Annotated in this window: 22 protein-coding genes; 18 read left to right on the forward strand and 4 right to left on the reverse strand. The window is 62.3% G+C overall.

The genetic code is table 11. The annotated features are described in order from the left end of the window. Nucleotides 1-9: 9 nt before the first annotated feature. Nucleotides 10-1,545, reverse strand: coding sequence for an ABC transporter substrate-binding protein (locus L8F45_RS28250; RefSeq protein ID WP_342363725.1), 1,536 nt, complete (start codon nt 1,543-1,545; stop codon nt 10-12). Nucleotides 1,546-1,556: 11 nt separating this feature from the next. Beyond that, nucleotides 1,557-2,735, reverse strand: a complete 1,179-nt coding sequence (locus tag L8F45_RS28255) for a M24 family metallopeptidase (protein WP_342363726.1) — start codon at nt 2,733-2,735, stop codon at nt 1,557-1,559. A 204-nt stretch (nt 2,736-2,939) separates the two neighbouring features. Here L8F45_RS28255 and L8F45_RS28260 point away from each other — a divergent pair, with 204 nt between their 5' ends. Genes L8F45_RS28260 through L8F45_RS28280 form a run of 5 tightly spaced genes read left to right on the forward strand, consistent with a single transcriptional unit; the run spans nt 2,940 to nt 7,600 of the window. Beyond that, nucleotides 2,940-3,599, forward strand: coding sequence for a GntR family transcriptional regulator (locus L8F45_RS28260; protein ID WP_342363727.1), 660 nt, complete (start codon nt 2,940-2,942; stop codon nt 3,597-3,599). Further along, the gene (locus L8F45_RS28265) at nt 3,596-4,903 is read left to right on the forward strand and encodes a hydantoinase/carbamoylase family amidase (protein ID WP_342363728.1); all 1,308 of its coding nucleotides are present in this window, start codon (nt 3,596-3,598) and stop codon (nt 4,901-4,903) included. The genes L8F45_RS28260 and L8F45_RS28265 overlap by 4 nt, the downstream gene beginning before the upstream one ends. After that, entirely contained in the window at nt 4,900-5,850 is a 951-nt protein-coding gene (locus tag L8F45_RS28270; protein ID WP_342363729.1) for a hydroxyacid dehydrogenase, read from the forward strand. Before L8F45_RS28265 ends, L8F45_RS28270 begins: the two co-directional genes overlap by 4 nt. A 17-nt stretch (nt 5,851-5,867) precedes the next feature. Further along, nucleotides 5,868-6,584, forward strand: a complete 717-nt coding sequence (pxpB, locus tag L8F45_RS28275; RefSeq protein ID WP_342363976.1) for a 5-oxoprolinase subunit PxpB — start codon at nt 5,868-5,870, stop codon at nt 6,582-6,584. After that, complete coding sequence (locus tag L8F45_RS28280; protein ID WP_342363730.1) at nt 6,581-7,600, forward strand: 5-oxoprolinase subunit C family protein; 1,020 nt, start codon at nt 6,581-6,583, stop codon at nt 7,598-7,600. The genes pxpB and L8F45_RS28280 overlap by 4 nt, the downstream gene beginning before the upstream one ends. A gap of 88 nt (nt 7,601-7,688) precedes the next feature. On the opposite strand, the gene L8F45_RS28285 is transcribed toward L8F45_RS28280, so the two are convergent. Next, on the reverse strand, nt 7,689-8,228 hold the full coding sequence (locus L8F45_RS28285) for a MarR family winged helix-turn-helix transcriptional regulator (RefSeq protein WP_342363731.1): 540 nt from the start codon (nt 8,226-8,228) through the stop codon (nt 7,689-7,691). Nucleotides 8,229-8,461: 233 nt separating this feature from the next. On the opposite strand from L8F45_RS28285, the gene L8F45_RS28290 reads away from it, so the two are divergent. The 9 genes from L8F45_RS28290 (at nt 8,462) to L8F45_RS28330 (ending at nt 17,869) form a co-directional block, all read left to right on the forward strand. Further along, nucleotides 8,462-9,475 (forward strand): ABC transporter substrate-binding protein, encoded by a 1,014-nt coding sequence (locus tag L8F45_RS28290; protein WP_342363732.1) that lies wholly within the window; start codon nt 8,462-8,464, stop codon nt 9,473-9,475. Nucleotides 9,476-9,499: 24 nt separating this feature from the next. After that, nucleotides 9,500-10,567, forward strand: a complete 1,068-nt coding sequence (locus tag L8F45_RS28295; RefSeq protein ID WP_342363733.1) for an ABC transporter ATP-binding protein — start codon at nt 9,500-9,502, stop codon at nt 10,565-10,567. Further along, on the forward strand, nt 10,564-11,415 hold the full coding sequence (locus L8F45_RS28300) for an ABC transporter permease (RefSeq protein WP_342363734.1): 852 nt from the start codon (nt 10,564-10,566) through the stop codon (nt 11,413-11,415). The genes L8F45_RS28295 and L8F45_RS28300 overlap by 4 nt, the downstream gene beginning before the upstream one ends. After that, a complete protein-coding gene (locus L8F45_RS28305) occupies nt 11,412-12,209 on the forward strand; it encodes an ABC transporter permease (RefSeq protein ID WP_342363735.1) in 798 nt (265 codons plus the stop codon). The genes L8F45_RS28300 and L8F45_RS28305 overlap by 4 nt, the downstream gene beginning before the upstream one ends. Nucleotides 12,210-12,222: 13 nt before the next feature. Next, complete coding sequence (locus L8F45_RS28310; protein ID WP_342363736.1) at nt 12,223-13,056, forward strand: polysaccharide deacetylase family protein; 834 nt, start codon at nt 12,223-12,225, stop codon at nt 13,054-13,056. Further along, nucleotides 13,053-13,814 carry an SDR family NAD(P)-dependent oxidoreductase gene (locus L8F45_RS28315; protein WP_342363737.1) on the forward strand — a complete coding sequence of 254 codons (762 nt, stop codon included), beginning with the start codon at nt 13,053-13,055 and terminating at the stop codon, nt 13,812-13,814. Before L8F45_RS28310 ends, L8F45_RS28315 begins: the two co-directional genes overlap by 4 nt. A 10-nt stretch (nt 13,815-13,824) precedes the next feature. After that, nucleotides 13,825-14,577 carry an SDR family NAD(P)-dependent oxidoreductase gene (locus L8F45_RS28320; RefSeq protein WP_342363738.1) on the forward strand — a complete coding sequence of 251 codons (753 nt, stop codon included), beginning with the start codon at nt 13,825-13,827 and terminating at the stop codon, nt 14,575-14,577. Between the two features lie 11 nt (nt 14,578-14,588). After that, on the forward strand, nt 14,589-15,977 hold the full coding sequence (locus tag L8F45_RS28325; protein WP_342363739.1) for an amidase: 1,389 nt from the start codon (nt 14,589-14,591) through the stop codon (nt 15,975-15,977). A gap of 269 nt (nt 15,978-16,246) precedes the next feature. Further along, nucleotides 16,247-17,869 carry an ABC-F family ATP-binding cassette domain-containing protein gene (locus tag L8F45_RS28330; protein WP_342363740.1) on the forward strand — a complete coding sequence of 541 codons (1,623 nt, stop codon included), beginning with the start codon at nt 16,247-16,249 and terminating at the stop codon, nt 17,867-17,869. Between the two features lie 87 nt (nt 17,870-17,956). On the opposite strand, the gene L8F45_RS28335 is transcribed toward L8F45_RS28330, so the two are convergent. After that, nucleotides 17,957-19,012, reverse strand: a complete 1,056-nt coding sequence (locus L8F45_RS28335) for a LacI family DNA-binding transcriptional regulator (protein WP_342363741.1) — start codon at nt 19,010-19,012, stop codon at nt 17,957-17,959. 313 nt (nt 19,013-19,325) lie between these two features. Between L8F45_RS28335 and L8F45_RS28340 the strand changes: the two genes are divergently transcribed. From L8F45_RS28340 to L8F45_RS28355, 4 genes are all read left to right on the forward strand, one after another. Beyond that, entirely contained in the window at nt 19,326-20,333 is a 1,008-nt protein-coding gene (locus L8F45_RS28340; protein ID WP_342363742.1) for a Gfo/Idh/MocA family protein, read from the forward strand. 43 nt (nt 20,334-20,376) lie between these two features. Then, complete coding sequence (locus L8F45_RS28345) at nt 20,377-21,549, forward strand: NAD(P)/FAD-dependent oxidoreductase (RefSeq protein WP_342363743.1); 1,173 nt, start codon at nt 20,377-20,379, stop codon at nt 21,547-21,549. A 77-nt stretch (nt 21,550-21,626) separates the two neighbouring features. After that, a complete protein-coding gene (locus L8F45_RS28350; protein WP_342363744.1) occupies nt 21,627-22,478 on the forward strand; it encodes a transporter substrate-binding domain-containing protein in 852 nt (283 codons plus the stop codon). A 92-nt stretch (nt 22,479-22,570) separates the two neighbouring features. Then, nucleotides 22,571-23,242, forward strand: coding sequence for an amino acid ABC transporter permease (locus tag L8F45_RS28355; RefSeq protein WP_342363745.1), 672 nt, complete (start codon nt 22,571-22,573; stop codon nt 23,240-23,242). Nucleotide 23,243: the final 1 nt, after the last annotated feature.

Consider the following 23,243-nt stretch of genomic DNA (forward strand, 5'->3'; position numbering starts at 1 on the left):
TTCTCGCTCTTAACCCCGCTGCAGCCAGACATTCTCGACGTAGAAGTTCTTCGCGAGCGGATGCGCCGTCCAGTTCTTCACCACATTGCGGCTGGCCGTGAGAACGTCCTGGAAGAATGGAATGATCGAGGGCACATCCGTCATCATCAGGCGCTGCGCCTCATCATAGGTCTTGCGGCGCTCGGCGTCGTCGATCTGCGCCCGGCCTTTGGCGACGAGATCATCGAACTTCTTGTTGTTCCACGCCGTGTCGGCGAAGGCGGCGTCTGACGTGAAGAGCAGCGTGAAGGCGGCGTCCTCGGTCGACTGCATGCCCCAGTAGCCGATATAGAATTGGCCCTTGCGCCAGACATTGGCGAGATAGGTGTCGTGCGGAATGGTCTGCACGTCGATGTCGAAGCCGGCGGGCTTCGCCATTTCCTTCACGGCAATGCCGACCTGCGAGCGAATGGCGGGACGGTTCGAGCAGACGAGCGGAATCTTGAGCCCGTTGGGATAACCGGCTTCCGCCAGCAGTTTCTTCGCGGCGGCCGGATCATATTTCGGCGACGGCGAATCGAGCAGATAGCGATAGCCAGGCGAAATGCAGTTGTCGGCGGCGGGGCGGCCATAGCCTTCGAGCACGATGTCGACGAGCGTCGACCGGTCGACAGCCATCGCCATGGCGCGACGCACGCGCACATCGTCGAATGGCTTCTGATCTTGTCGCATGACGATGTTGACGAAACGCCCCGAAGGAACGCGCTGGCCGGTGACGCCAGGCGCAGAAGAGATGCGTTTGAAATCGGCCTGCTGCACTTCCAGCATGGCGTCCATGGCGCCCGACAGGAAGTTCGCGGATTCCGCCGCGAGATCGGGAAACAGATGCATCTCGACCGCGTCGAGATAGGGCTTGCCGGCCTGATAATAGTTCGGATTCTTGACGAGCCGCAGCATGCGCGCGCTGTCATAGGTTTCGACCTTGAAGGGGCCGGTGCCGATCGCCTTGGTGTCGAGCGTGGTCAGGGGCTGCTTCAAGAGTTCCGCCGAAACGATGCGCGCATTCGCGTGGGTCAGCGCCACCGGCAAATCGGCGTAAGGCGAGTTCAGCGCGAACTTCACTGTCATCGGATCAACCGCGGCGACATCAACAATCATGCTGAGCACAGCGCGCGCCGGCGAATTGCTCTTGACGTCGAGGATCGTCCTGATGGTCGCGACGACGTCTTCCGACGTGAAGGGCTTGCCGTCGTGGAAGGTCACGTTCGGCCGGAGCTTGAAGGTGAACTCCTTCGCGTCGAGCGTCGCGCTCCACTCGGTCGCAAGGTCGGGCATGGGGCGCATGTCGATGCCGAGCCGCGTCAGGCCGGAATAGAGCATGTCCATGGCGAGATATTCGGCGGGGCCGGAAATCTGCAGCACGTTGAGCTGCGCGACGCGGGTGGGGTGGCTGATCTTGAGCACGCCGCCGGGCTTCGGCGTCGCGGTTTGCGCAAAAGCCGGCAAGGTCGAGGCGGCGGCGAGCCCCGCGATCGCGCCGCGTCGTGAGATGTTCGATATCGTCATGACCCTTCCCCTCAAACGATTTCGGTCAATGCATCAGGCAGGCCAGTCAGCACCTCCGGCGCGCCTTCGGTGACGAGCAGTGTGTGGCCGACGCCCATGGCGTAGCCGGTGTCGCTGTCGCCGATCATCACGTGATAGAAGAGCGTCATGCCGGGCTGGCAGATCGTGGGATTGCCGGAATAGATCATCGGCGGCACGTCCATGCTGGTCGGCGCGAAGGTGCAGCCGACGGAATAGCCTGTCGCGCCGAAACGATGCGCCTTGAAACCGGCCCCGTCGAGGCCCGCCGCGTGGGCGTCGAAAATCTCGCCAAGCGTCGTTCCCGGCCGCGCGATCTCGGTCATCTTCGCCAGCGTGTCGCGGGCGGTCTGGTACATGTAGCGCTGACGCTCGCTCGCTTTGCCCAGGATGATCGTCCACTCCGTCTTCACGTTATAGCGGCGATAGGCGACGGGATATTCGACGACGATTTGATCGACGGGTTCGAGCCGGCGCGGCGCCGAGACGCCACGGCCATAGACGGCGCGACTGCCGGAGTTGAAGAGCGGCGCGTTGGGCGGCATGTCGCCGCCGCCTTCGAGAACCGTTTTGAGATAGGTCGCGGTCAATGACGAATCCATCACGCCGGGACGCGCCGCAGCGATGACATCGATCAGCGACTTGTCGAGCAATTCCGCCGCCTTGCGGGTGTACACGATCTCGGCTGGCGATTTCACCAGCCTGAGCCAGCGGATCATGTGGTCGTCATTGTCGAGCGTGCAGAAACCGGCGAGCGTCTTCTGCAGGCGCCAGAGGTTCCAGCCCGTGAGTCCGTGCGTGTTGAGTTCGACCGCGATGCGCTTTCCCTCAAGAGCCAACTCTTTCAGGATGTCCTTGAGTTCGCGCGCAGGGTTCGCGTCTTCAGCGTCCCACCACAGCCTGATGTCCTCGATCGTGCTGGTCTGGCGCGCCTGGAGAAGATCGGGCCGGCGCGTCAGCAGGACGATGGGTTTCTCGTCCGCGGTGACCACAGCGCACTGGAAGAAGACGAAGCCGCCGGTGTCGTAGCCGGTGAGCCAATAGTGACTCTCCTGCGCAAAGACGAGCATCGCATCGAAGCCACGCTCGCGCAGCGTGCTGCGCAGTTTCGCCTGCCGCGCCAGATGCTCCTCGCGACTGAACGGCAAGGTGGGAACGCCGGAAAACGCCATTGCGCCTTGCCTCCTCGCCTGAACGGCTTTGCCGTCAGGACCCCATTGCCCCGACGCTATTGCGTGGTATACCGTTCGTCAACCACTGGAATGCCTCATCCGTGACCACCACTGCACGATCTTCAGGCGCGAAGCATTGCGGCGGCCCGCTTATTGTCCTTACGCAGGCACGATGATTCTTTCTCTCCCAATCCTGACACGCTGATGCTGACGCCGCCCGACAAGCGCCTGGCGCTCCAGGCCTATGAGCAGGTGCTCGATCTCATCATGTCGAGGCGGATCGCGCCGGGAACGCTGCTGCAGGAGCGCAGGCTTGCCGAGCATCTGCAGATGTCGCGCACGCCGCTGCGCGACGCGCTGCTGATGCTGGAGGGCGAAGGACTTCTGATCCGGCAGGGATCCAAAGGCCTGCAGGTGAAGTCGATGAACGTGCAGGACTTCATCGAGAATCTCGCCGTGCGCAAATTGCTTGAGCCTGAGGCTGCGCGGCTCGCAAGCGGACGCATCGACCGTGAGCATCTCGACTCGCTCGCCGAGCGTCTTGCGGAAATGATTGCGCAGGCTTCCTCGAGCAGCGGCGCGCCCGACCGCGGCGACGTGCGCGCCATCGACGACGAATTGCATTCGGCGATCACCGAGGCGGCCGGCAACGCGCAGATGGCGCAGATCATCCGCACCTTGCGTCGCCAGACGCAGATCTTCGATCTGCGCAGCGTACCCGAGCGTTTTGAGGCAACCTGTCGCGAGCATCTCGCCATCGTCGAGGCGCTGCGCGACAACCGCGCCGAAGATGCGGCGAACGCCATGCGCACCCATCTCGACGGCGTGCGCCAGAGCATCATCGCGCGCCTGACCGGCGCGTGACCCGCGCTGCGATGACCGAGGCGCCCGACATCGCTCGAACGAAGCCCGAGGCCGCGCCCGACATTGCGCTCGCGTCGCGACTCTTCGAGGAGTTGCGCGCGCGCACGGCCGCCGACGAGGGGGTCACCCGCGCCTCCTATGGCGAAGGCGAACAGGCGGCGCATGCGATCGTCCGCCGCGAGGCGGAAAAGCTCGGCCTTGAGATCGCGACCGACGCTGCGGCGAATCTCTACATGACAATGCCGGGCGCAGAGCGGGAGCGCGCCATCTTCATCGGCTCGCATCTCGACTCGGTGCCGCGCGGCGGCAATTATGACGGCGCCGCAGGCGTTTTCATGGGCCTGTCAATACTGTCGGGCTATCGTCACGCCGGCGCGCAGCCGCCCCGCGACATCACAGTGATGGCGATCCGCGCCGAGGAAAGCACCTGGTTCAATTCCTCCTATATCGGCAGCCGCGCCGCATTCGGGCGGCTGCGCGCAGAGGAGCTTGATGGGCTCAAGCGCGCCGGGGACCAACGCACGCTCGCCGACTGCATCGCCGATTGCGGCGGCGATCCCGCCGCGCTGCGCCGCGCGCGCGCCCATCTCGACCCCAACCGCATCGCAGCCTTCATCGAGCCGCATATCGAGCAGGCGGAAGGGTTGGTCATCCGCAATAAGCCTTTCGCTGTTGTGACAGGCATTCGCGGCGCGTTCCGCTATCGCGAAGCGCGCTGCCTCGGCGTCTACGCTCATTCCGGCGCGACGCCGCGCGATGCGCGACGGGACGCGGTCGCCGCCGTGTCGGCCTTCGTCGTCGAAATGAACGCAGCATGGCGCGCGCGCGAGGCGGTAGGCGAAGATCTCGCGGTCACCTTTGGACAATTCGCCACCGATCCCGACGAGCACGCTTTCAGCAAGATCGCTGGCCGCGTCGATTTCTCGCTCGATGTGCGCAGCCAGTCAGCCGCCACTCTTGTAGCCGTGCGAAACGACGCGCTCGCGGTCATCGAACGCATCGCGCGTGAACATCAGGTGTCTTTCGATATCGGGCCGCTGACCACCACCGAGCCGGCGCTGATGGATCAGGGCGTCATCGACGCGCTGAAAAGCGCAGCAGGCGGATCGGCGCCGCTCGTGCCTTGCGGCGCGGGCCATGACGCGGCGGTTTTCGCCGCGATTGGCGTCCCCACGGGCATGCTTTTCATCCGCAACGCCAATGGCAGCCACAATCCGCGCGAGCACATGGCGATGGAGGATTTCGCCGCCACAGCGGCGGTGCTCTCCGACGCCTGCCTCTCCGGACGCCTGGCGCCGCGATGATCGACTGCGTCATCACGCAGCCGATCCATGAAGAGGGCCTCGCTCTTCTGAACGCTGCGGGATTGACGGTTCACGTCGCCGCCGATCCCGGCCTGATGACGCTTGCGCCGCATCTCGCGGACGCCCGCGCGGTGATCACGCGCAACGCCGGCTTCTCCGCCGCCATGTTGACGGCCGCTCCTCGCCTGGAGGTGATCGGCAGTCATGGCGCCGGCGTCGACGCCATCGATCTTTCCGCCGCTGAGGCGCGCGGAATCATCGTCGTGAATACGCCAGGCGCCAACGCGCAATCGGTGGCGGAGCTCGCATTCGCGTTGGTCTTCGCCTGCGCGAAGATGATCGTTCCGGCTGATCGCGCCGTGCGCGCCGACGATTTCAGCTTTCGATACCGCCAGACAAGTTTCGAGCTTCAGGGCCGGACTCTCGGCCTCGTCGGTTTCGGCGCGATCGGACGGCGCATGGCCGGGATGGCGAAAGCGTTCGGCATGAGGGTCGCTGTCTGCTCGCAGCATGCGAGCGCCGAAGATCTCGCAGAATGCGGCGCAGAATCCCTGTCGCTCGACGCGCTTTGCGCGCAGGCGGATATCGTCTCGCTGCACGGCCTCCCGCGCGACGCGGCGCGGTTCGATGCGGCGCGGTTCACGCGCATGAAGCCCGGCGCCGTTTTCATCAACACCGCGCGCGGCGCGCTTGTTGAGGAAGCCGCGCTGGCGCAGGCGCTTGTCGACGGACGGCTCGCTGCAGCGGGAATCGACGTGTTCGCGACTGAACCGCTCGATCGTCAAAATCCATTGCTCGCCGCCCCGAACCTTGTCATGACGCCCCATGTCGGCGGCTCCACCGAAGAGGCGCTGGCGCGCACCGCGCGCGAAGTCGCAGGCGACATCGTGCGCGTGCTGCGCGGAGAGAGCCCAAGGAACCCGGTGACGTCAGGACCAGCGAAGTGACGGCGACGGTCGGCGCCATGGCGCCACGCGTCCTCGATTGCGGCGACGGCGCCATCTCGGTCGAGTTCGGTGATCGAGTCGACGCCGCCGTGAACGCGCGCGTGCTCGCGCTCGACGCCGCGCTGCGCGACATCGATATTCCCGGCCTGATCGAGACCGTTCCGACCTATCGCTCCCTGCTCGTCTGCTTCGACCCCGTCGCCACCGATATCAACGCGCTGCGTGCGCTCATCTTCTCGCTGAGCGCAACAGGCGAACATGGCTCCGCCTCTGCGAGACGATGGCGCGTGCCCGTGATCTATGGCGGCGAATTCGGCGTCGATCTCGCGGAGTTCGCCGCGCGCCACAGCATGACGCCTGATGAAATCATCGCCGCCCATTCCGGCGCGATCTATCGCGTCTACATGATCGGCTTCATGCCGGGCTTCGCCTATCTCGGCGGTCTCGATCCCAGGCTCGAAACACCGCGACGATTGCAACCCCGCCTGAAGACGCCGGCGCAATCGGTGTCGATCGGCGGCGCGCAGGCGGCGGTGAGCTCCGTCGAGGCGCCAAGCGGGTGGCATCTGCTCGGGCGCACGCCGGCGCGCCCGTTCATGCCGGCTCGCGATCCTATCTTCCTGTTCGGCGCCGGCGATGAAATTCAGTTCGAGCCCATTGCAGCGACAGAATGGGATCAGCTCGACGCCGCCGCGGCGCGCGGCGAAATGGTCGCCTCCTGCGAGACGACATGAGCGATCTCATTGTCGAATCCTGCGGCGCGTCGACGACGCTTCAGGACGCAGGGCGCTTTCGATATCGCCGCTATGGCGTCTCGACCGCTGGCGCCATGGATTTGCATGCGCTGGCGCGCGCCAACGCGCTCGTGGGTAATGCGCACGATACAGCGGCGATTGAGTTCTGCCTGATGGGCGGCGCTTTTCGCATCGATGGCGGATCGGCGCTGATCGCCGTATCAGGGCCTGGCTGCATCGCCAGGATCGGCGCGCGCGAGATCGAACCCGGCATGTCCGCGCGCATGGAGCCAGACGATCGACTTACGGTCGGCCCCGTGCGTGACGGCGTCTACGCCTATCTCGCCATTACAGGCGGCTTCCTGCGCGCGAGAGACATGGAGAGCCTGTCGGTCCATCGCCGTTCCGGCATCGGCGGCCTGCCGCTTGTGGCGGGCGACCGTCTGCCGATGGCAGACAATCCTGATCAGCCGTTGCGGCGGCTGCCGCCTGAAACGCGTCACACGCCGGAGCCGATCCGCATCGTGCTTGGGCCGCAGAACGATCTCTTCACGCCGCGCGCCATCGAAACATTGACAACGCAGGAATTCAAAATCAGCGCGCAAGTCGATCGCATGGGGTGCCGGCTCGAAGGGCCTGAGATCGAGCACGCCGATGGATTCAACATCGTCTCCGACGGCATTGTCGCCGGCCATATCCAGGTTCCCGGCGACCGCCAGCCGATCGTGCTCCTGCGCGACAGCCAGACCACCGGCGGCTATCCCAAGATCGCGACCGTGATCAGCGCCGACATCGGCCGCTTCGCGCAATCGCCGCCCGGCTCCGCCGTGAAATTCCGTCTCGTGACGCGCGACGAAGCCGTCGAGGCGGCCAAAGAGATGCGCGAGAAGATCGACGCGCTCGCCACCCTCGCGCGACCGGTGGAGGATCAGTCCGCGAAGGACATGCTCTTCGCCGCGAACCTCATCGGCGGCGTCGCCAACGCTTTTGATTTCGAGCCGCGCTGGCTCGACTGATCAGCCGCGCCGGAACGGCGTCACGGTGAGGCCCTGCGCCTCGAGCTTTCCGCGCAGCAGGCGCGCGAGCGAGACGACTTATGTCGCACTACGATTTGCCCAGCATCATCCGTCCAAGCGCCTGCGCGACGAAACCTTGCTCGTCACGCGAGAGAATATTGATGAGCCTGCGCTCGGTATCGGCGTGATCGCGCATTGCGGGCTCAACGATGCGACGCCCTTGCGCGGTGAGTTCAACAATCACGCCGCGGCCGTCGACGTCATCCGCCATGCGCCTGACATAGCCGGCCTTCTCCAGCCGGCGCAGCAGGTTTGAGAGGCCGCCTGACGTCAGGATCAGGGAGTCGAGAAGCGCCGTCGGCGACATGCGATAGGGCGCGCCATGAACGCGCAGGGTCGCGAGCACAGCAAACGCTGGATATTTCAGGCGATGCTTCGTGAGCGTGCGGTTGATGGCTTTGAGGAAAACCTCATGCAGATGCAACAGCCGTCCGACCACCGCCTTGCCCGAGCAATCGACATCCGGAAATTCGCGACGCCATAGCTGCATTCCCGCGCCAACCCGGTCAGCTTCCCAGAGCGCCGCCGGTTCCTCCATCTTGCCGCGTCGCAGAGCGCTGTTGCGCATCGCCGTTCTCCCGATCCTCCCCTTCCGACCGCGTTAGCGCCACTTTTGCAAGCTGCCGGCGCCAGGCCGTCCCGCCTATATATCTCTCGATTATCTTTCTTGAAAGATAATTTGGCCCGTGTCATGGTGCCTTCCGGAGGAGAGGTCGGCCGGGAGGGCGCGGCCAGGATCTCCGCGCCGTGAAGCCGCGGGAACGGCGGCAGGCGCCGCGCCATCCACGGGGACCTGCAAACATGCGCTATTTGCTCAGCATCGCCGCAACCGCCGCCGGCCTCGCTATGCCTGCTCACGCAGAAGAACTGGTGGTAGGGTCGTTTGGCGGCTCGTTCGCCGACAATGTGAAGGCCTGTCATGTCGCCGCCTTCGAAAAAGCCACGGGCGCGACTGTCTCGCTGAAGCTTGGCAATTCGTCACAGTTCGCCGCCGCGGTTCGCGCCGCCGGCGGCAAGCCTGATATGGATGTCGTCTTCATCGACAACTCGCTTGCGGCGCAGACGCACGGCGAAAAACTCAACGAAACGCTCGATCGCAAGAAGCTGTCGAACACGGCCGACGTCATTCCGACGGCTTGGGGCAAGGACGACAGCTATGTCGTGGCGATGGTGGGCGCGACTGCGCTCGTCTACAATCCAAAGCTCGTCAAGACGCCGCCAACGTCATGGCTCGACGTCTTCGATCCCGCTTACGCCGGCAAATATGCGATCGGCGATATCAGCGGCACGTCGGGCCTGCAATTCCTGCTAGCGCTGAACAAGATCAAGGGCGGCACGCTCGAGAACATCGATCCGGGCGTCGAAGCGATCAAATCGCTCGCGAAAGGCTCTCCCGTTCTTTATACGCAGGCTGATCAGCTACTTGCGCTGTTTGAGCGCGGCGAGATTGCGATTGCGCCCTGGTATCCCGATCGCGCCGGCGTCGCGATCGACAAAGGACTCTCGCTTGCGGTCGCTTATCCCAAAGAAGGCGCGGTTGGCATTCTGCCTGTTGTGATGATTCCGAAAGGCAGCACGAAACTCGATCTCGCCTACAAGTTCATTGATCAGGTGCTGTCGGCGGAGGGGCAAGGTTGTTTCTCCGAGCGCGCTTATATTGGCGCCGTCAATACGAAGGTGAAGCTGTCGGAGAAAGTGCAGAAGCTCGTACCCTATGGCGATACGCTGAAGAACGCCTGGTTCATCGATCCTGAAGTGATCGCGAAGAATATTCCGAACTGGACGCGCCGTTGGCAGCGCGAGGTCGCACGCTAGTCGCGCGGTCAAGAGCGGCGCGTTGTGAGTTCCCTGACATTCGACAAGCTTGGCAAGGCCTATGGCGATGTCGAGGTCGTCAGGGATGTGTCTCTGACGATCAAGGAGGGCGAATTCGTCTCGCTTCTCGGCCCGTCCGGCTGCGGCAAGACCACCATCCTGCGCATGGTCGCAGGGCTGGTTGAGCCGAGCCGAGGGCGCATCCTGATCGGTGCTGAGAACGTCACCAGTTTGCCGCCGAACAAGCGTGGGCTTGGTCTTGTCTTCCAGTCCTATGCATTGTTTCCGCATCTCAGCGTGTTCGAGAATGTCGCTTTTGGCCTGCGCCGCCGCAAGATCGCTGGCGCTGATCTCGACCGGCGTGTGAAGGAAGCGCTAGCGCTCGTGAGGCTCGACGCATTCGGCGAGCGCTTTCCCCGCCAGCTTTCGGGTGGGCAGCAACAGCGCGTGGCGATTGCGCGTGCGATCGCGCCGCAGCCACGAGTGCTTCTGTTCGATGAACCGTTGTCCAATCTCGATGCGCTTCTGCGCGACGAGATGCAGATCGAACTCAAGCGGCTGCAGCGCGGGCTTGGGATCACCACGCTCTTCGTGACGCATGACCAGGGCGAAGCGCTCTCCATGTCGGATCGCGTCGGGGTGATGGCGAAGGGCGTGATGCAGCAATTCGCGACGCCGGAGGATATTTATCGCCGGCCGGCGACCGGATTCGTTGCAGGCTTCATCGGCAAGCCGAACCGGCTGTCTGGCAAGGTTGCCGACCGCGAGGCGCGAGGCGGAACGCTGCTTCTGAGTGGAGGCGTCGGTCTGCCGAGTGATCATATCGATGCGCCAGCAGGCGCCGCGGTCGACATCGTCGTGCGGCAGGAGGCGATCCGTTTCAACCGCGCGCCGGCGACAGGCGCGCTTGCGGGCGTTGTCGTGCTGCGATCGTTCAGCGGTGCGCGCGTGCGATATGTTGTGAAGGTCGACGGCGTCGAACTCGTAGCCGAGGCGGGCTCGAATGAGGTCGCGTTCGAGGCCGGCGCAAACGTCTTTCTTTCCATCGATCCGGCCGCTGTCTTCGCGACAGCCGCCGAGACGGCCGCATGATCCGGCCACGGCACGGGCTGATGCTGCTGGCGCCGATCGCGCTCGCGCTGGGCGGTTTCTTCCTCCTGCCTGTCGCCACCATGCTGCCGACGAGCTTCCAGGAATATACGCCCGGCGCCGGCCTGACGCCGGGCGTGTGGACGTTCGAGAATTACACGCGCATCGTCACCGACGGTTATTATCGCGAGGTGATCTGGCGAACCCTCGGGCTCGGTTTCGCTGTGACGTTCGCCTGTCTGCTGCTCGGCTATCCCCTGGCTTATCTCATCGCGCGCGGACCGGAGCGTTGGCGGACGCCGCTAATTTTGCTCGTCATCTTCCCGATGATGCTCAATCTCGTCGTGCGTTCGTTCGGCTGGATCGCGCTGCTCGCCAATCGCGGGCTTATCAACAATCTGCTGATCGATCTCGGCCTCATCGCCGCGCCGCTCAAGCTGATGTTCAACCTGACAGGCCTCATGATCGGCCTGACGCATATCTATCTTCCCTTCATGGTGCTAATGCTGGTCGCGGCGATCGGAAATGTGCCGCGCGACGTCGAGTCGGCGGCGGCCACTCTTGGCTCGACCCGTCTGCATGTATTCGTTTCCGTAACGCTGCCACTCTCGGCTCCCGGTATTCTCGCCGGATCGATCCTCGTCTTTATCTTGACAATCAGCGCGCTCGTGACGCCGCGCATGCTGGGCGGCCCGACCTACAAGGTCATGGCGACGCTGATCTATGACGAATATATGCAAACGCTGGATTGGCCGAGCGGGTCAGCGCTCTCCTTCTCTCTCACTTTCCTCGCTATTGGCGTGATCTGGTTTTCGAGCAGCGTCATCAAGCGCTGGGCGGGCATCGCATGAGCGCGGCTGGTGAGAACAGCGTTGGATTTGGCGTGACAACCGCGGCGCTCGCCATCATTGTCTTTTTGCAGATTCCGGTCGTTGTTGTTGTGCTCGCGGCGTTCTCGACGACCTCCTATCTTACTATCCCGCCGCAAGGGCTGACGCTCGCTTGGTTCGGCAAGGTGCTGAGCGATCCGAATTATCTCTCGGCGATCCGGATGAGTTTTTTTCTGGCGCTGGGATCGACAGCGATTTCTCTCGGGATTGGCGCGGCGGCGGCTTACGCGCTGTTCCGGAAGACGCTACCGGGTTCGGAAGCGATCACTTCGCTACTCATGGCGCCGTTAATCTTTCCGGCTGTCGTGATTGGCGTCGCCTTGCTGCAATTCTACAGCATGACCGGCCTGCGCGGCAGCTTGCCTGGCCTGCTGATGGCGCATGTCGTTATCACCGCGCCCTATGTCGTGCGGTCTGTGTTGGCGAGCCTTGCCGGCGTTAATCTCGCGACGGAAGAAGCCGCGCGCGTGCTCGGCGCGAGCGGCATAGAAGCGTTCCGACTCATCACGCTGCCTTTGATCCGGCCGGGCCTCGTCGCCGGCGCGCTGTTCGCCTTCATCACCTCCCTCGATAATGTGCCGGTCACGATTTTTCTGATCAGCGCTAACCAGACCACGCTCCCGGTCCTGATCTTCACGTCAGTCGAAATGGGTGTCGACCCCAGTGTCGCCGCGATCTCGACATTGCTCATCATCGTGACGGGCTTCGTCCTTCTGCTCGCCGAGCGCCGCGTCGGCCTCCATCGCTTCATATAGCTGAGACTTAGAAATGCCGTTGACCAGCAAAGGCTTTCCGCTTTTCCTCACCTTCGATCTTGACGCCGAGACGATGTGGACGGCGCGCGATCCTGCATACGCCAAGCGCCCGATCTTGATGTCGCAGGGCGCCTATGGATGGAAGGTGGGTGCGGGTCGGGTGCTCGATCTGCTCGATCGTTACGGGGTGAAAGCGACATTCTTCGTGCCGGGACTGATCATCGACCAGCGCGAAGCGTTGATGGAAGAGATTCTGAAGCGCGGTCATGAGCTCGCCCATCACAGTTATAGCCATGCCTGGATTCTCAGCCTTTCGCCGGAGCAAGAGCGCGAAGAGATGGAGAAGGGATTCCAGTCGATCAAACGCGTCAGCGGCCGCGCGCCGCGCGGCTGGCGATCGCCGGCGGCCGAGATCAGCGAAATCACCATGCCAATGCTGGTCGAATATGGCTTCCATTATTCCTCCAATTTCTTCGATGACGATTCTCCTTACCTGCATGAGGTCGACGGCAAAGAAACGAAGATCGTTGAATTGCCGTTCCGCTGGGTGCTCGATGACGCGCCCTTTTTCCAATACTCGATCGTCTTGCCTGGCCGCACCATGCAGGCGCCGTCCGCGCTGCTTGAAGCGTGGAAAGGTGAATTTGATCTGCTCTATGCCGAAAATCGAATGATGATGGTTGGCATGCATCCTGAAATGATCGGCCAGCCCTCGCGCATCAGGGCGCTGGAAGGGTTGATAGAGCACGCGCTGAGCCACAAGAACGTCTGGATTGGCCGTTGCGACGAGATGGTCGAAGATATGCGACCGGGACTCGAGCAGGCGCGGCGGGAGTCGAAGCGATGAGCGGCGCACTGGCGGGACGGCGCGTGCTGATCACGGGCGCGGCGAATGGCATTGGTCTTGCAGCCGCCGCACGCTTCCTCAAGGAGGGCGCCGCCGTGTCGGCGCTCGACCGCGACGAGGCCGCGTTGTCGACGATGCGACGGAAATTCGAGGGTGCGAGCATCCATGTCGCGGCCTGCGACGTCGCTGACGAAACATCCGTCACAGATGCCGTCAAGGCCGCCGCCGAGGCTCTCGGCGGCCTTGACGGCGTCGTCAATTCGGCGGGCGTCGATCTTGTCGCCGACGTCGAGTCAATGTCTCTGCAGGACTGGAGCCGCGTGATCGCGATCAATCTGACGGGGCCGATGCTGGTCATGCAGGCGGCGTTCCCGCATCTGCGGGCCGCGAAAGGCGCGACCATTGTCAACGTCTCCTCGGGCGCCGGCCTTTCGCCGCTCAGACATCGCATGGCCTACTGCGCATCGAAGGCTGGCCTGCAGATGGCTTCAAAAGCGTTGGCGATGGAGGTGGCGGAATTCGGCGTTCGCGTGAATACGGTTTGCCCCGGCGCGGTCGAGACGCCCCTGTTCAGATCTGGCGTCGATGCTTCGCCTGATCCGCAAGCGGCCTATGAAGCGGTGCGCGCGCGTTATGCGCTGCAGCGCGTCGCCGAGCCCGATGAGATCGCCGCCGCGATTCTGTGGCTGACGAGCGCGGAGTCTTCCTATGTGACCGGCGTCGCGCTGGCGGTCGATGGCGGTCGAACCTTCCACTGAGGAGCAGGCCATGACGTCTGCGTCGCAACGCTTCGCCGGAAAGACGGTCGCGATCACAGGCGCGGCGCATGGCATTGGCGCGGCGACGGCCCTGCGGTTTCTCGCCGAAGGCGCGCGCGTCGCCGCGATCGATCGCGATCGCTTTGACGACGCGTTCGTGGACGCGCCTGACGACAGGTTCTTTGCGATAACAGGCGACTGCGCCGACGCTGTCGCGCTTGGCGATTTCCACACGCAAACCATCACACGCTTCGGGCCGATCGACATTCTCTTCAACAATGTGGGCCAGAGCGGACGCGAGCGCGCGGCGCGGTTCCACGAGTCCGAGGAAGAGGTCTGGAGATTTGTGCTCGAGGTTTCGCTTCTCACGACGATGCGTATGTCACGTCTCGTAGCGATGACGATGCGCGAACGCGGCGGCCGCATTATCAATATGTCGAGCGATGCGGCGTTTGTCGGCGATGCTGGCCTCGCCGATTATGCCGCGGCCAAGATGGGGATTGTCGGCTTTACTCGCGCGCTTGCGCGTGAGCTTGCGGCGCACGGCGTCACGGTCAATGCGGTTGCGCCGGGAGCAATCCGGACCCGCGCTCATGATCGGCTCGCGCCTGAAGTGATTGAGCGTATCAAGTCGACCACGCCCGCCGGATTCATAGCGGAACCAGAGGATGTCGCCGGCGTCGTGGCGTTCCTCGCCAGCGACGAGGCTCGCTACGTCACAGGTCAGACACTGCTGATCGATGGCGGACGCTGGATGCTGTGAAGGAGAGCCGGATGAACGCGATTGCTGATTTATCTGCGACAGAGCTCGCCGCAAATATCAAGGCGAAGCTGATATCGCCGGTGGAAGCCGTCGACGCCGCGCTTGCGAGAGTTGAGGAGCGCCGCGACCTCAATGCCTTCATGGCCGTGTGCGCGGATCGCGCGCGGAAGGAGGCGAAGACCGCCGAAGACGCGGTGATGAGCGGTGAACCGCTGCCGCTTCTCCATGGCGCGCCGTTCTCGGTGAAGGATCTCACGAACACCGAAGGCGTGGTGACGACGCAAGGGTCAGCGCTCTTCGCCGATCATGTTCCAGCGGCGGACGCGGTCGCTGTCGCGCGCATGCGCAAAGCCGGCGCGATCCTGATCGGAAAAACCACGACTCCCGAGTTTGGTCACAAGCAGCTCACGCAAGGACCGTTCTTTGGCCTCACGCTGAATCCATGGAACAAGGACTATACCTGTGGCGCGTCAAGCGGCGGAGCCGCGGTCGCCGTCGCCGCGCGCATCGGCCCGATCGCGCTCGGCACCGACGGCGGCGGATCGATCCGTATCCCCGCCTCCTGCTGCGGCGTGGTCGGTCTCAAGGCTACGCTGGGCGCCATTCCCAATCTGCAGCCGCCCGATCTGTTCGGCGCCAACTCTTATGTTGGGCCTCTTGCGCGCGACGTCGCCGACACGCAATTGCAATTCGATGCGCTCGTCGGTCCTGACAGGCGCGATCCTTATGGGCAGGCGCCAGCGTTTCCGGCGCGCCGGCTGGATAAGAGCGAGCGTCCGCGCATCGGGCTGCTCCTGCGCTGTGGCAACATCCTTGATCCCGAGGTTGAGGCTTCCGTCGTCGCATCGATGAAGAAGGCTGAAGAGCTTGGCATGGTCGTCGAGCCGATCGAGCTCGACTTCGTTTCGCTGGAAGAGACCTTCCTCGTGTTCCTGCGCTCACTGCTGCTGGCGCGCCTCGGCGCGCATGCGGAGCGATCTCCGGAGAAGCTTGATCCGACCTTGATCGCTACCATCGACGCTGGGCGCGGCTATAGCGCCGCCGATTTCTGCGAGGCGCAGTTCGCTCGCACCGCCTGCTTTACAAAAGTGCAGGACGTGCTGTCCCGCTTCGACGTCATCGCCTCGCCGACATTGTCCGCGCCGCCGCTGCGGCTCGGCTTCGATCCGATGGGCCGCATCGAAATCGCCGGCCGCGACGGAGGCATGATCCGCGCAGCCTGGTATCCCTACACTTATCCATTCAATCTCACCGGCCATCCCGCGCTGTCGATGCCGTGTGGATTATCAGAGAACAACCTGCCTATAGGGCTTCAGCTTGTGGGGCGTTGGCACGAGGACAGGTTTTTGCTCGATGTGGCGGCCGCCCTGGAAAAAGCGATCGGCTTCGAAGGCTTGTGATCGCAATGATCGGAGCATGCCCGTTGTATCGCAGGCGCCCGCGGCGGCGTTCCAATGAAGCGAACGCCTCTTCAAAGTCCGCCTCCGTTTACGGCTGAGTCCGCAACGACCTGTATCGCCTCGCCAACGAGATTTGCGGGAGCGGAGCTTCGAGCGGCGGCTTTGTCCTCTGGACTTTCATGAAGCCGCACGATTGAAGAGCGCGCCCTTCCGCGGGCGTGGATCATGGCCTAATGGCCCGGGAAGCCCCGTCGCAGGTTCCGTGCAGCATGATTCGCCTCGAAAATATCGGCAAGCAGAATGGCGACCAGATCGTGTTTATCGAGGCTTCCGCAGCGCTCCAGAGGGGCGAGAAGGTCGGTCTCGTCGGCCCTAATGGAGCGGGCAAGACGACTTTATTCCGTATGATCACGGGACAGGAAGAGCCTGACGAGGGCCAAGTGGCTGTCGATCGGGGCATGACCATTGGTTATTTCAGCCAGGATGTTGGCGATATGGCCGGCCGCAGCGCGGTGTCCGAAGTGATGGACGGCGCCGGCCCCGTCAGCGCCGTGGCGGCGGAGCTGAAAGAACTGGAAGCCGCAATGGCGGATCCCGACCGGGCCGACGATATGGACGACATCGTCTTGCGTTACGGCGAGGTGCAGGGACGGTTTGAGGAGCTGGACGGCTATGCGCTGGACGGCCGGGCGCGCGAGGTGCTCGCTGGCCTCGGCTTCAGCCAGGAGATGATGGATGGCGACGTCGGCGCCTTGTCCGGCGGCTGGAAGATGCGGGTCGCGTTGGCGAGAATCCTGCTCATGCGCCCGGACGCCATGTTGCTGGACGAGCCGAGCAACCATCTCGACCTCGAAAGCCTGATCTGGCTTGAAGAGTTTCTCAAAGCCTATGACGGCGCTCTGCTGATGACCTCGCATGACCGCGCCTTCATGAATCGCATCGTCACCAAGATTGTCGAGATCGATGGCGGCGCGCTGACCAGCTATTCGGGCGACTACGAGTTCTACGAGCAGCAGCGCGCGATCGCCGAGAAACAGCAACAGGCGCAGTTCGAGCGCCAGCAGGCGATGCTCGCCAAGGAGATCAATTTCATTGAGCGCTTCAAGGCGCGCGCTTCGCACGCCGCGCAGGTGCAGAGCCGCGTAAAGAAGCTGGAGAAGATTGATCGCGTGGAGCCGCCGAAGCGCCGCCAGACGATTCTGTTCGAGTTCCAGCCGGCGCCCCGCTCTGGTGAGGATGTGGTCACGTTGAAGAATGTGCACAAGCGTTATGGCGGCCGGAGCATTTATGACGGCCTGGATTTTCAGGTGCGTCGTAAGGAGCGCTGGTGCGTCATGGGCATCAATGGCGCGGGCAAGTCGACGCTGTTGAAATTGGTGGCGGGCGCCGCGCAACCTAACGATGGAACGGTCACGACAGGCGGCAGCGTGAAAATGGGCTACTTCGCGCAGCACGCCATGGAGTTGCTTGAAGGCGAGCGCACCGTATTCCAGTCGCTGGAAGACTCGTTTCCGCAAGCAGGGCAGGGCTCCTTGCGCGCGCTTGCCGGTTGCTTCGGGTTTTCTGGCGACGATGTCGAGAAAAAATGCCGCGTGCTGTCAGGGGGAGAAAAGGCGCGGCTCGTCATGGCGAAGATGCTCTACGATCCGCCGAACTTCCTCGTGCTCGACGAGCCTACGAACCATCTCGATATCGCGACAAAGGAGATGCTCATCACCGCGTTGTCGCAATATGAGGGCGCCATGCTGTTTGTCTCGCATGATCGCCGTTTCCTGGCGGCGCTGTCCAATCGCGTGCTGGAGCTGACGCCTGACGGCGTCCACACTTATGGCGGCGGCTATACGGAATATGTGGAGCGCACGGGCCGCGAGGCGCCCGGCTTGCGGAGCTGATCTGACCTGCGGATAACCAGAATAGTTTGCTTGGAAATTTGAGATAGCGCTTCTGAGACGAGCTCGCTTACATCGCCGGAGAGCGCCTTATAACACCCTCGTCGATTTCGGCGGCGGCGCGACAGATTTGCGCTCAATGAGCTTCGTCTTCAGCACCAGCCGCTTTGGAGTGTGGGCCACGCCGTCAATTCGCTCGACGAGGGCTTTGGCGCTTTCCGCGCCAAGTTCGAAGACAGGTTGCCGAATGACGGTGATCGGCGGGTCTGTGACTTCGGTCCAATCCGCATCATGGAAGGCGACAAGCGACACATCGTTCGGGATTCTCAACGCCAAGCTCCGGATGGTCTTGAAAACCTCCAGGGCGACGACATTGTCCGAAGCCAGGATCGCCGTTGGTCGTTCTGGCGACGACAAAAGCTCGGCGACAACGGGCCCTGTCGCGCCCTGTCGCGCCGACGCAAAACGAATGAATCGATCGGCTTCTTGAATGCCGGCGTCGCGCGACGTTTGCAGAAACCCGTCGATTCGATCCCTGACGCTTGCAACGATGAGCTGGTGCATCCCGCGATAGATCGGGTCGTCAGAGTTTTTTGCGCTGACAAAAGCGATTTGTGTATGCCCTGCCTCAATAAGCATGCGCGTCGCGGCGGCGGCGGCGGCGCGGTCGTCCGCAGTGACAGCGTCGACTTTCAGGTCCGGTATTGCGCGGTCCATCAAGACTAACGGCCGCCCGGATTTGTGAACCTCTTCGAGGTGCTGCGTCGCCGTCGTGGAGGCGGGCGCCACGATCAGGCCGTCGACACGCTTGCCGACAAGCACCCGAACCGCGTCGCGTTCCTTCTCAACATCCTCCCCGGAGTTGGCGAGAATGACGTTAAAGCCTGCGTCACGCGCCGCTTCGCTGACGCCACGCACGGCATGCGCAAAAAAGGAATTCTCGATATCGCTGACAACGACGCCAATGGTGCGAGATCTGCCGGTGGTCATGCTGCGCGCAAGCTCGTTGGGCTGATATCCGAGCTCTTGGGCGATCGAGAGAACCTTTTCGCGCGCGGCGGGGCTCGAGATTCCATAGCCGCCCATGACTCTGGCCGCCGTGGCTTTCGAGACGCCAGCCGCGTGCGCCACGTCCTGCAGGGTCACCAACCGCTTCTGCACAGATCTCTCGCTCCTGACCGACCTATGTCGCAACATGTCGGCTCGTCAAACCGCTCGGCTGAATAAGCTTGACACCGGTATCATTTCTTATTGACACCGGTATCACGTGTTCATATGACCTAAATCGACCGTTAGGGGAAGCTGGCAGATGGAGCGCGTCCGCAAGCTCGCCAGAAGCGAGGGGGAGTCGGTAGGGCGCCGCGCGTCGATCCGTCGCTTCACATGCTGGCTCTCCAGCTCTCGAAACCAATCTCCAACGCTCTCAGGCTTCGGGCCATTCTGTGAGAGGGCCTAACCGGTGCCGCGAAAGGTCAGATGGGGCGTTCTGAGCACGGCGCAGATCGGGGTCAATCAAGTCATTCCGGCGATGCAGGCTGGCGCCTATTGTGAAATCGTCGGCATTGCGTCACGGGAAGAAGAGCGCGCCAGGGACGTCGCCAACAAACTAGGAATCCCTCAGGCGTTCGGCTCGTATGAAGCCTTGCTCGCTTCCCCCGATATCGAAGCGATCTACAACCCGCTTCCGAACCACTTGCATGCAGCTTTGACCATTCAGGCTCTCGAAGCCGGCAAGCATGTGCTTTGCGAAAAACCGATCGCGCTCAATGCGGAGGAAGCTCGCGGTATTCTTGCCGCTCAGCGTCGGACTGGCCGCATTGTCGCTGAAGCGTTCATGGTGCGCTTTCATCCGCAGTGGCGCCAAGCGCGCGAATTGATTTTGGAGGGCCGTCTCGGCGACGTCCGCAGTATTCAGACGATCTTCTCGTATTTCCTCACCGACCCCGAAAACATCCGCAACAGGGCCGACATCGGCGGCGGCGGTCTCTATGACATCGGGTGCTACGCGGTGAACGCCGCCCGCTTTCTCTTCGGCGAGGAGCCCACACGCGCTATTGGCTTGTTTGATCGCGATCCTCTGATGGCGACCGACAGGCTCACGAGCGGCCTCGTGGAATTCCCTGAAGGGCGGCATCTGACGTTCACCTGCGCTACCCAACTGGTTCCCTGCCAGCGTGTGCAGGTTCTGGGATCCAGGGCTCGGATCGAAATCCAGATCCCGTTCAATGCGCCTCGCGCCGTATCCGCCACGATGGTTCTTGACGATGGTCGCGATCTTGTTGGCGGCGGCCGTGAAACGATCGAACTGGCCGCCTGCGATCAATACACTTTGCAAGGCGACGCATTTTCGCAAGCGGTGCTCGGAGAACGCGCTCTGGAATGGGGGCTCGAAGATGCCGTCGCGAACATGCGTGTGATTGACGCCCTGTTCCGATCCGCAAGGTCGGAGTGGTGGGAGCGTCCTTGACGTCGGTCGCGTGCGGAAAAGCTGAAAGGAAGCCGAGGTGAGCATGACGTCCGCATCGTTACGTGTTGCAGTGATTGGCGGCGGAATCATTGGCGTCTCCTCCGCTGTTCACCTTGCCCGTCTGGGAGCGCGTGTCACGCTTCTCACCGAGCATGGAGTCGCGAACGAAGCTTCCGGGCGTTCGCTCGCCTGGCTGAATTCGGCCCGCTTCCGTTCCAGCGAATATCATCGGCTGCGCATGATTGGCATCGACCGATATCGCACGCTGGCCGCGCGGCATCCCGATGCAAAGTGGTTGAGATTTGATGGCGGCCTCACCTGGGACGCGGATGACGCTTCAAACAAGATCGCCGACGCTTTCGCTCACGAAACGCGCGTGGGTTACGACGCTCTGCACATATCTGCCGACCAGATCGACGCCGTCACTCCGGGCTTGGATGCGCGCGTGGTGACGCCACAGGGCGCGATTTTCAACCCCGGTGAAGGCTGGGTTGATCTGCCATCTCTGATCTCGATCCTTCTCGATGAGTTTAGATCTCGTGGCGGCCAGATTGCGCTCGACGCAGGCGATGTTTCTGTCGATGTCAATGGCGGAAGAGTCAAAGGTGTTGTCACAGCGCACAATGATCGCGTCGACTGCGACGCCGTGTTGGTTGCGACCGGCGCGGCGATTCCGAAGTTTGCCGCGCAGGTGGGTCACGTCATCCCCGATGCGACGCCAATCGCGCTTCTTGCGCGCTCGAAGCCTTTTGATCATCAGCTCAAAGCGGTCCTGAATACGCCGAATGTCGCCATGCGGCCGACGCCGGACGGCGCCATCGTGTTCGATTCGGCTTGGTCGGAGCAGCAGACATCGCGCGCAAAGGACGGCGGATTTCGGATCGAGCCTTCCACGCTGGAAAGACTTGTCGCGGAAGCTTCAAAGGTGCTCGCAGGCAATCCGAAAATTGAACTTGCCGGTTACGGGATTGGGTTCAAACCGGTTCCAAAGGATGGTGAGCCCGTTCTGGGAGCGCTCGACGGCATTCCCGGTTATTTCGTCGCATTTACCCATAGCGGAGCCACTGTGGGGCTCATTTCCGGCGAACTGCTCGCGCGTGAAATCATCGTCGGTGAACTCAGCCCTTTGCTGAAGAATTTCAGGCCCGGCCGATTTGCGCAAACGAGGTCGCCAAATCGGCCCGATGATGCACGCAGCAAAGAGGCGGTCGGCTAGCCGCACACAATCATTTTCGAGCGGACGGCAAGTATCGTCTGTTGATGGCCAACGTTTTCACGGAGAGGAGAAAAGCGATGGTGAACGAAAAGCCTGCACTCACACGATTGATGCTTTCGGCCTTCGTTGGCCTGACAATCACTTGCTCGGCGCACGCGCAAGGCCTTCCACCTGTGCCCAAGGAAATTCTCTCGAAGGGAGTCCTCCGCGTCGGCGTCAAATGCGACTCTCCACCCTTCGGCTCACTCGACACAAGCGGCAAGCCGATCGGAATAGAGGTGACGATGGCGCGCCGCATGGCCGAATTCGCATTCGGCTCGCCGGACAAGGTGGATTTGCAATGCGTCACCTCGGAGGCGCGAATTCCATCGCTCAATGGCGGAAAAATCGACATCATCCTTGCGACGCTTGGAAAGTTCCCGGAGCGTGCAAAAGTGATCGACTTCACCGAATACTATATGTGGGGCACCAGCAACGCGATGGTTCCAAAAGACAGTTCTGCAACCAAGCTGGCCGATCTCAAGGACAAGAATATCTGTCTCGTGAAAGGCGCATCACAGGCGAAATGGCTTACCGAGAACATCCCGGGCGTCAAGCTTACGCAGCTCAACACGACGTCAGATTGCATCCAGGCGCTTCGGCAGGCGCGGGTCGATGGATTTGTTGGCGACGGCGGGCTGGTATGGTCGCTGAGCTCAAACTATCCCGACCTTCGCGTCATTGAAGAAGGGTTGGACCTTGGCTTCAATGCTATTGGCTTGCGCAAGGGCGAGAAGGATCTGCAGACATTCCTCGATGCAGCTTTGCTCCAGATGAAGAAGGAAGGCTATTACGCCAGGATCATTCCTGACTTCGTCAATAATCCGATTGTGCTTCGCGAAGTCGTCAAGTCCTTCCAGACTGAGCCCCCTTCAGCGCCGCGCATCTAGCGTTCTGAGACGCCGGCGGCGCCGTCTGCGCGCCGCCGGCCCTTTCAGCCACGAGACGACCAGGGACATCCGGAAAGGAAATCGGCTGGTTCATGCTTGGCTCCTTTGATTGGAACTACATCTTCGAGACGCTTCCCAAGCTTCTCGACGGACTGCAGATGACCCTGCGGGTGAGCGCGACATCGATCTTTCTTTCCCTTCTTTTCGGCTTGTTTGGCGCCTACGTTCGGAATAGTCGGATACGGACGCTCTCGGCCGTCGTCATTGGTTACGTGCAATTCGTTCGCGGCACGCCCTTTCTGGTTCAGATCTTTTTCATCTTTTATGGATTCCCGAACATCGGAATCGTGCTCTCGACGTTCTGGTCCGGCGTCGCGGCGCTAACCCTCTGGGCAAGTTCATTTCATATCGAGAGTTTCCGCGCCGGGCTTTCAACTGTGAGCCCTGGCGTGAAAGACGCGGCCGCGTCACTGGGTCTCAAGCGATCGCACTATTCGATATTCATCGTTTTTCCAATTGCGCTCAGGGCCGCTTTGCCCTCCACGCTCAACACGATCGTCGCCACCTTGAAGAACTCGGCATATCTTCAGACGATCGGACTTGTGGAGCTTACCTTTGTCGCCGTCGAGCGTGTGGCTTACGAATTTCGCACGCTTGAGATGTTTTCGACAATCTGCGTCATTTATCTCGGTTGCGTGCTGATCGTCTCCGCTCTCGGATACCGGGTGCAGCATTGGCTTGACCGGCCTTATGTCAGGAGCTGAG

The organism is Terrirubrum flagellatum (assembly GCF_022059845.1).
GTDB lineage: Bacteria > Pseudomonadota > Alphaproteobacteria > Rhizobiales > Beijerinckiaceae > Terrirubrum > Terrirubrum flagellatum.

What these genes read in the sequence shown, in the direction of transcription:
- L8F45_RS28355 (WP_342363745.1), top strand. Translation starts at nt 22,571, where the DNA reads ATGCTTGGCTCCTTTGATTGGAACTACATCTTCGAGACGCTTCCCAAG.
- L8F45_RS28315 (WP_342363737.1), top strand. Translation starts at nt 13,053, where the DNA reads ATGAGCGGCGCACTGGCGGGACGGCGCGTGCTGATCACGGGCGCGGCG.
- L8F45_RS28270 (WP_342363729.1), top strand. Translation starts at nt 4,900, where the DNA reads ATGATCGACTGCGTCATCACGCAGCCGATCCATGAAGAGGGCCTCGCT.
- L8F45_RS28325 (WP_342363739.1), top strand. Translation starts at nt 14,589, where the DNA reads ATGAACGCGATTGCTGATTTATCTGCGACAGAGCTCGCCGCAAATATC.
- L8F45_RS28280 (WP_342363730.1), top strand. Translation starts at nt 6,581, where the DNA reads ATGAGCGATCTCATTGTCGAATCCTGCGGCGCGTCGACGACGCTTCAG.
- L8F45_RS28305 (WP_342363735.1), top strand. Translation starts at nt 11,412, where the DNA reads ATGAGCGCGGCTGGTGAGAACAGCGTTGGATTTGGCGTGACAACCGCG.
- L8F45_RS28255 (WP_342363726.1), bottom strand. Translation starts at nt 2,735, where the DNA reads ATGGCGTTTTCCGGCGTTCCCACCTTGCCGTTCAGTCGCGAGGAGCAT.
- pxpB (WP_342363976.1), top strand. Translation starts at nt 5,868, where the DNA reads ATGGCGCCACGCGTCCTCGATTGCGGCGACGGCGCCATCTCGGTCGAG.
- L8F45_RS28260 (WP_342363727.1), top strand. Translation starts at nt 2,940, where the DNA reads ATGCTGACGCCGCCCGACAAGCGCCTGGCGCTCCAGGCCTATGAGCAG.
- L8F45_RS28310 (WP_342363736.1), top strand. Translation starts at nt 12,223, where the DNA reads ATGCCGTTGACCAGCAAAGGCTTTCCGCTTTTCCTCACCTTCGATCTT.
- L8F45_RS28345 (WP_342363743.1), top strand. Translation starts at nt 20,377, where the DNA reads ATGACGTCCGCATCGTTACGTGTTGCAGTGATTGGCGGCGGAATCATT.
- L8F45_RS28290 (WP_342363732.1), top strand. Translation starts at nt 8,462, where the DNA reads ATGCGCTATTTGCTCAGCATCGCCGCAACCGCCGCCGGCCTCGCTATG.
- L8F45_RS28300 (WP_342363734.1), top strand. Translation starts at nt 10,564, where the DNA reads ATGATCCGGCCACGGCACGGGCTGATGCTGCTGGCGCCGATCGCGCTC.
- L8F45_RS28285 (WP_342363731.1), bottom strand. Translation starts at nt 8,228, where the DNA reads ATGCGCAACAGCGCTCTGCGACGCGGCAAGATGGAGGAACCGGCGGCG.
- L8F45_RS28320 (WP_342363738.1), top strand. Translation starts at nt 13,825, where the DNA reads ATGACGTCTGCGTCGCAACGCTTCGCCGGAAAGACGGTCGCGATCACA.
- L8F45_RS28250 (WP_342363725.1), bottom strand. Translation starts at nt 1,545, where the DNA reads ATGACGATATCGAACATCTCACGACGCGGCGCGATCGCGGGGCTCGCC.
- L8F45_RS28330 (WP_342363740.1), top strand. Translation starts at nt 16,247, where the DNA reads ATGATTCGCCTCGAAAATATCGGCAAGCAGAATGGCGACCAGATCGTG.
- L8F45_RS28350 (WP_342363744.1), top strand. Translation starts at nt 21,627, where the DNA reads ATGGTGAACGAAAAGCCTGCACTCACACGATTGATGCTTTCGGCCTTC.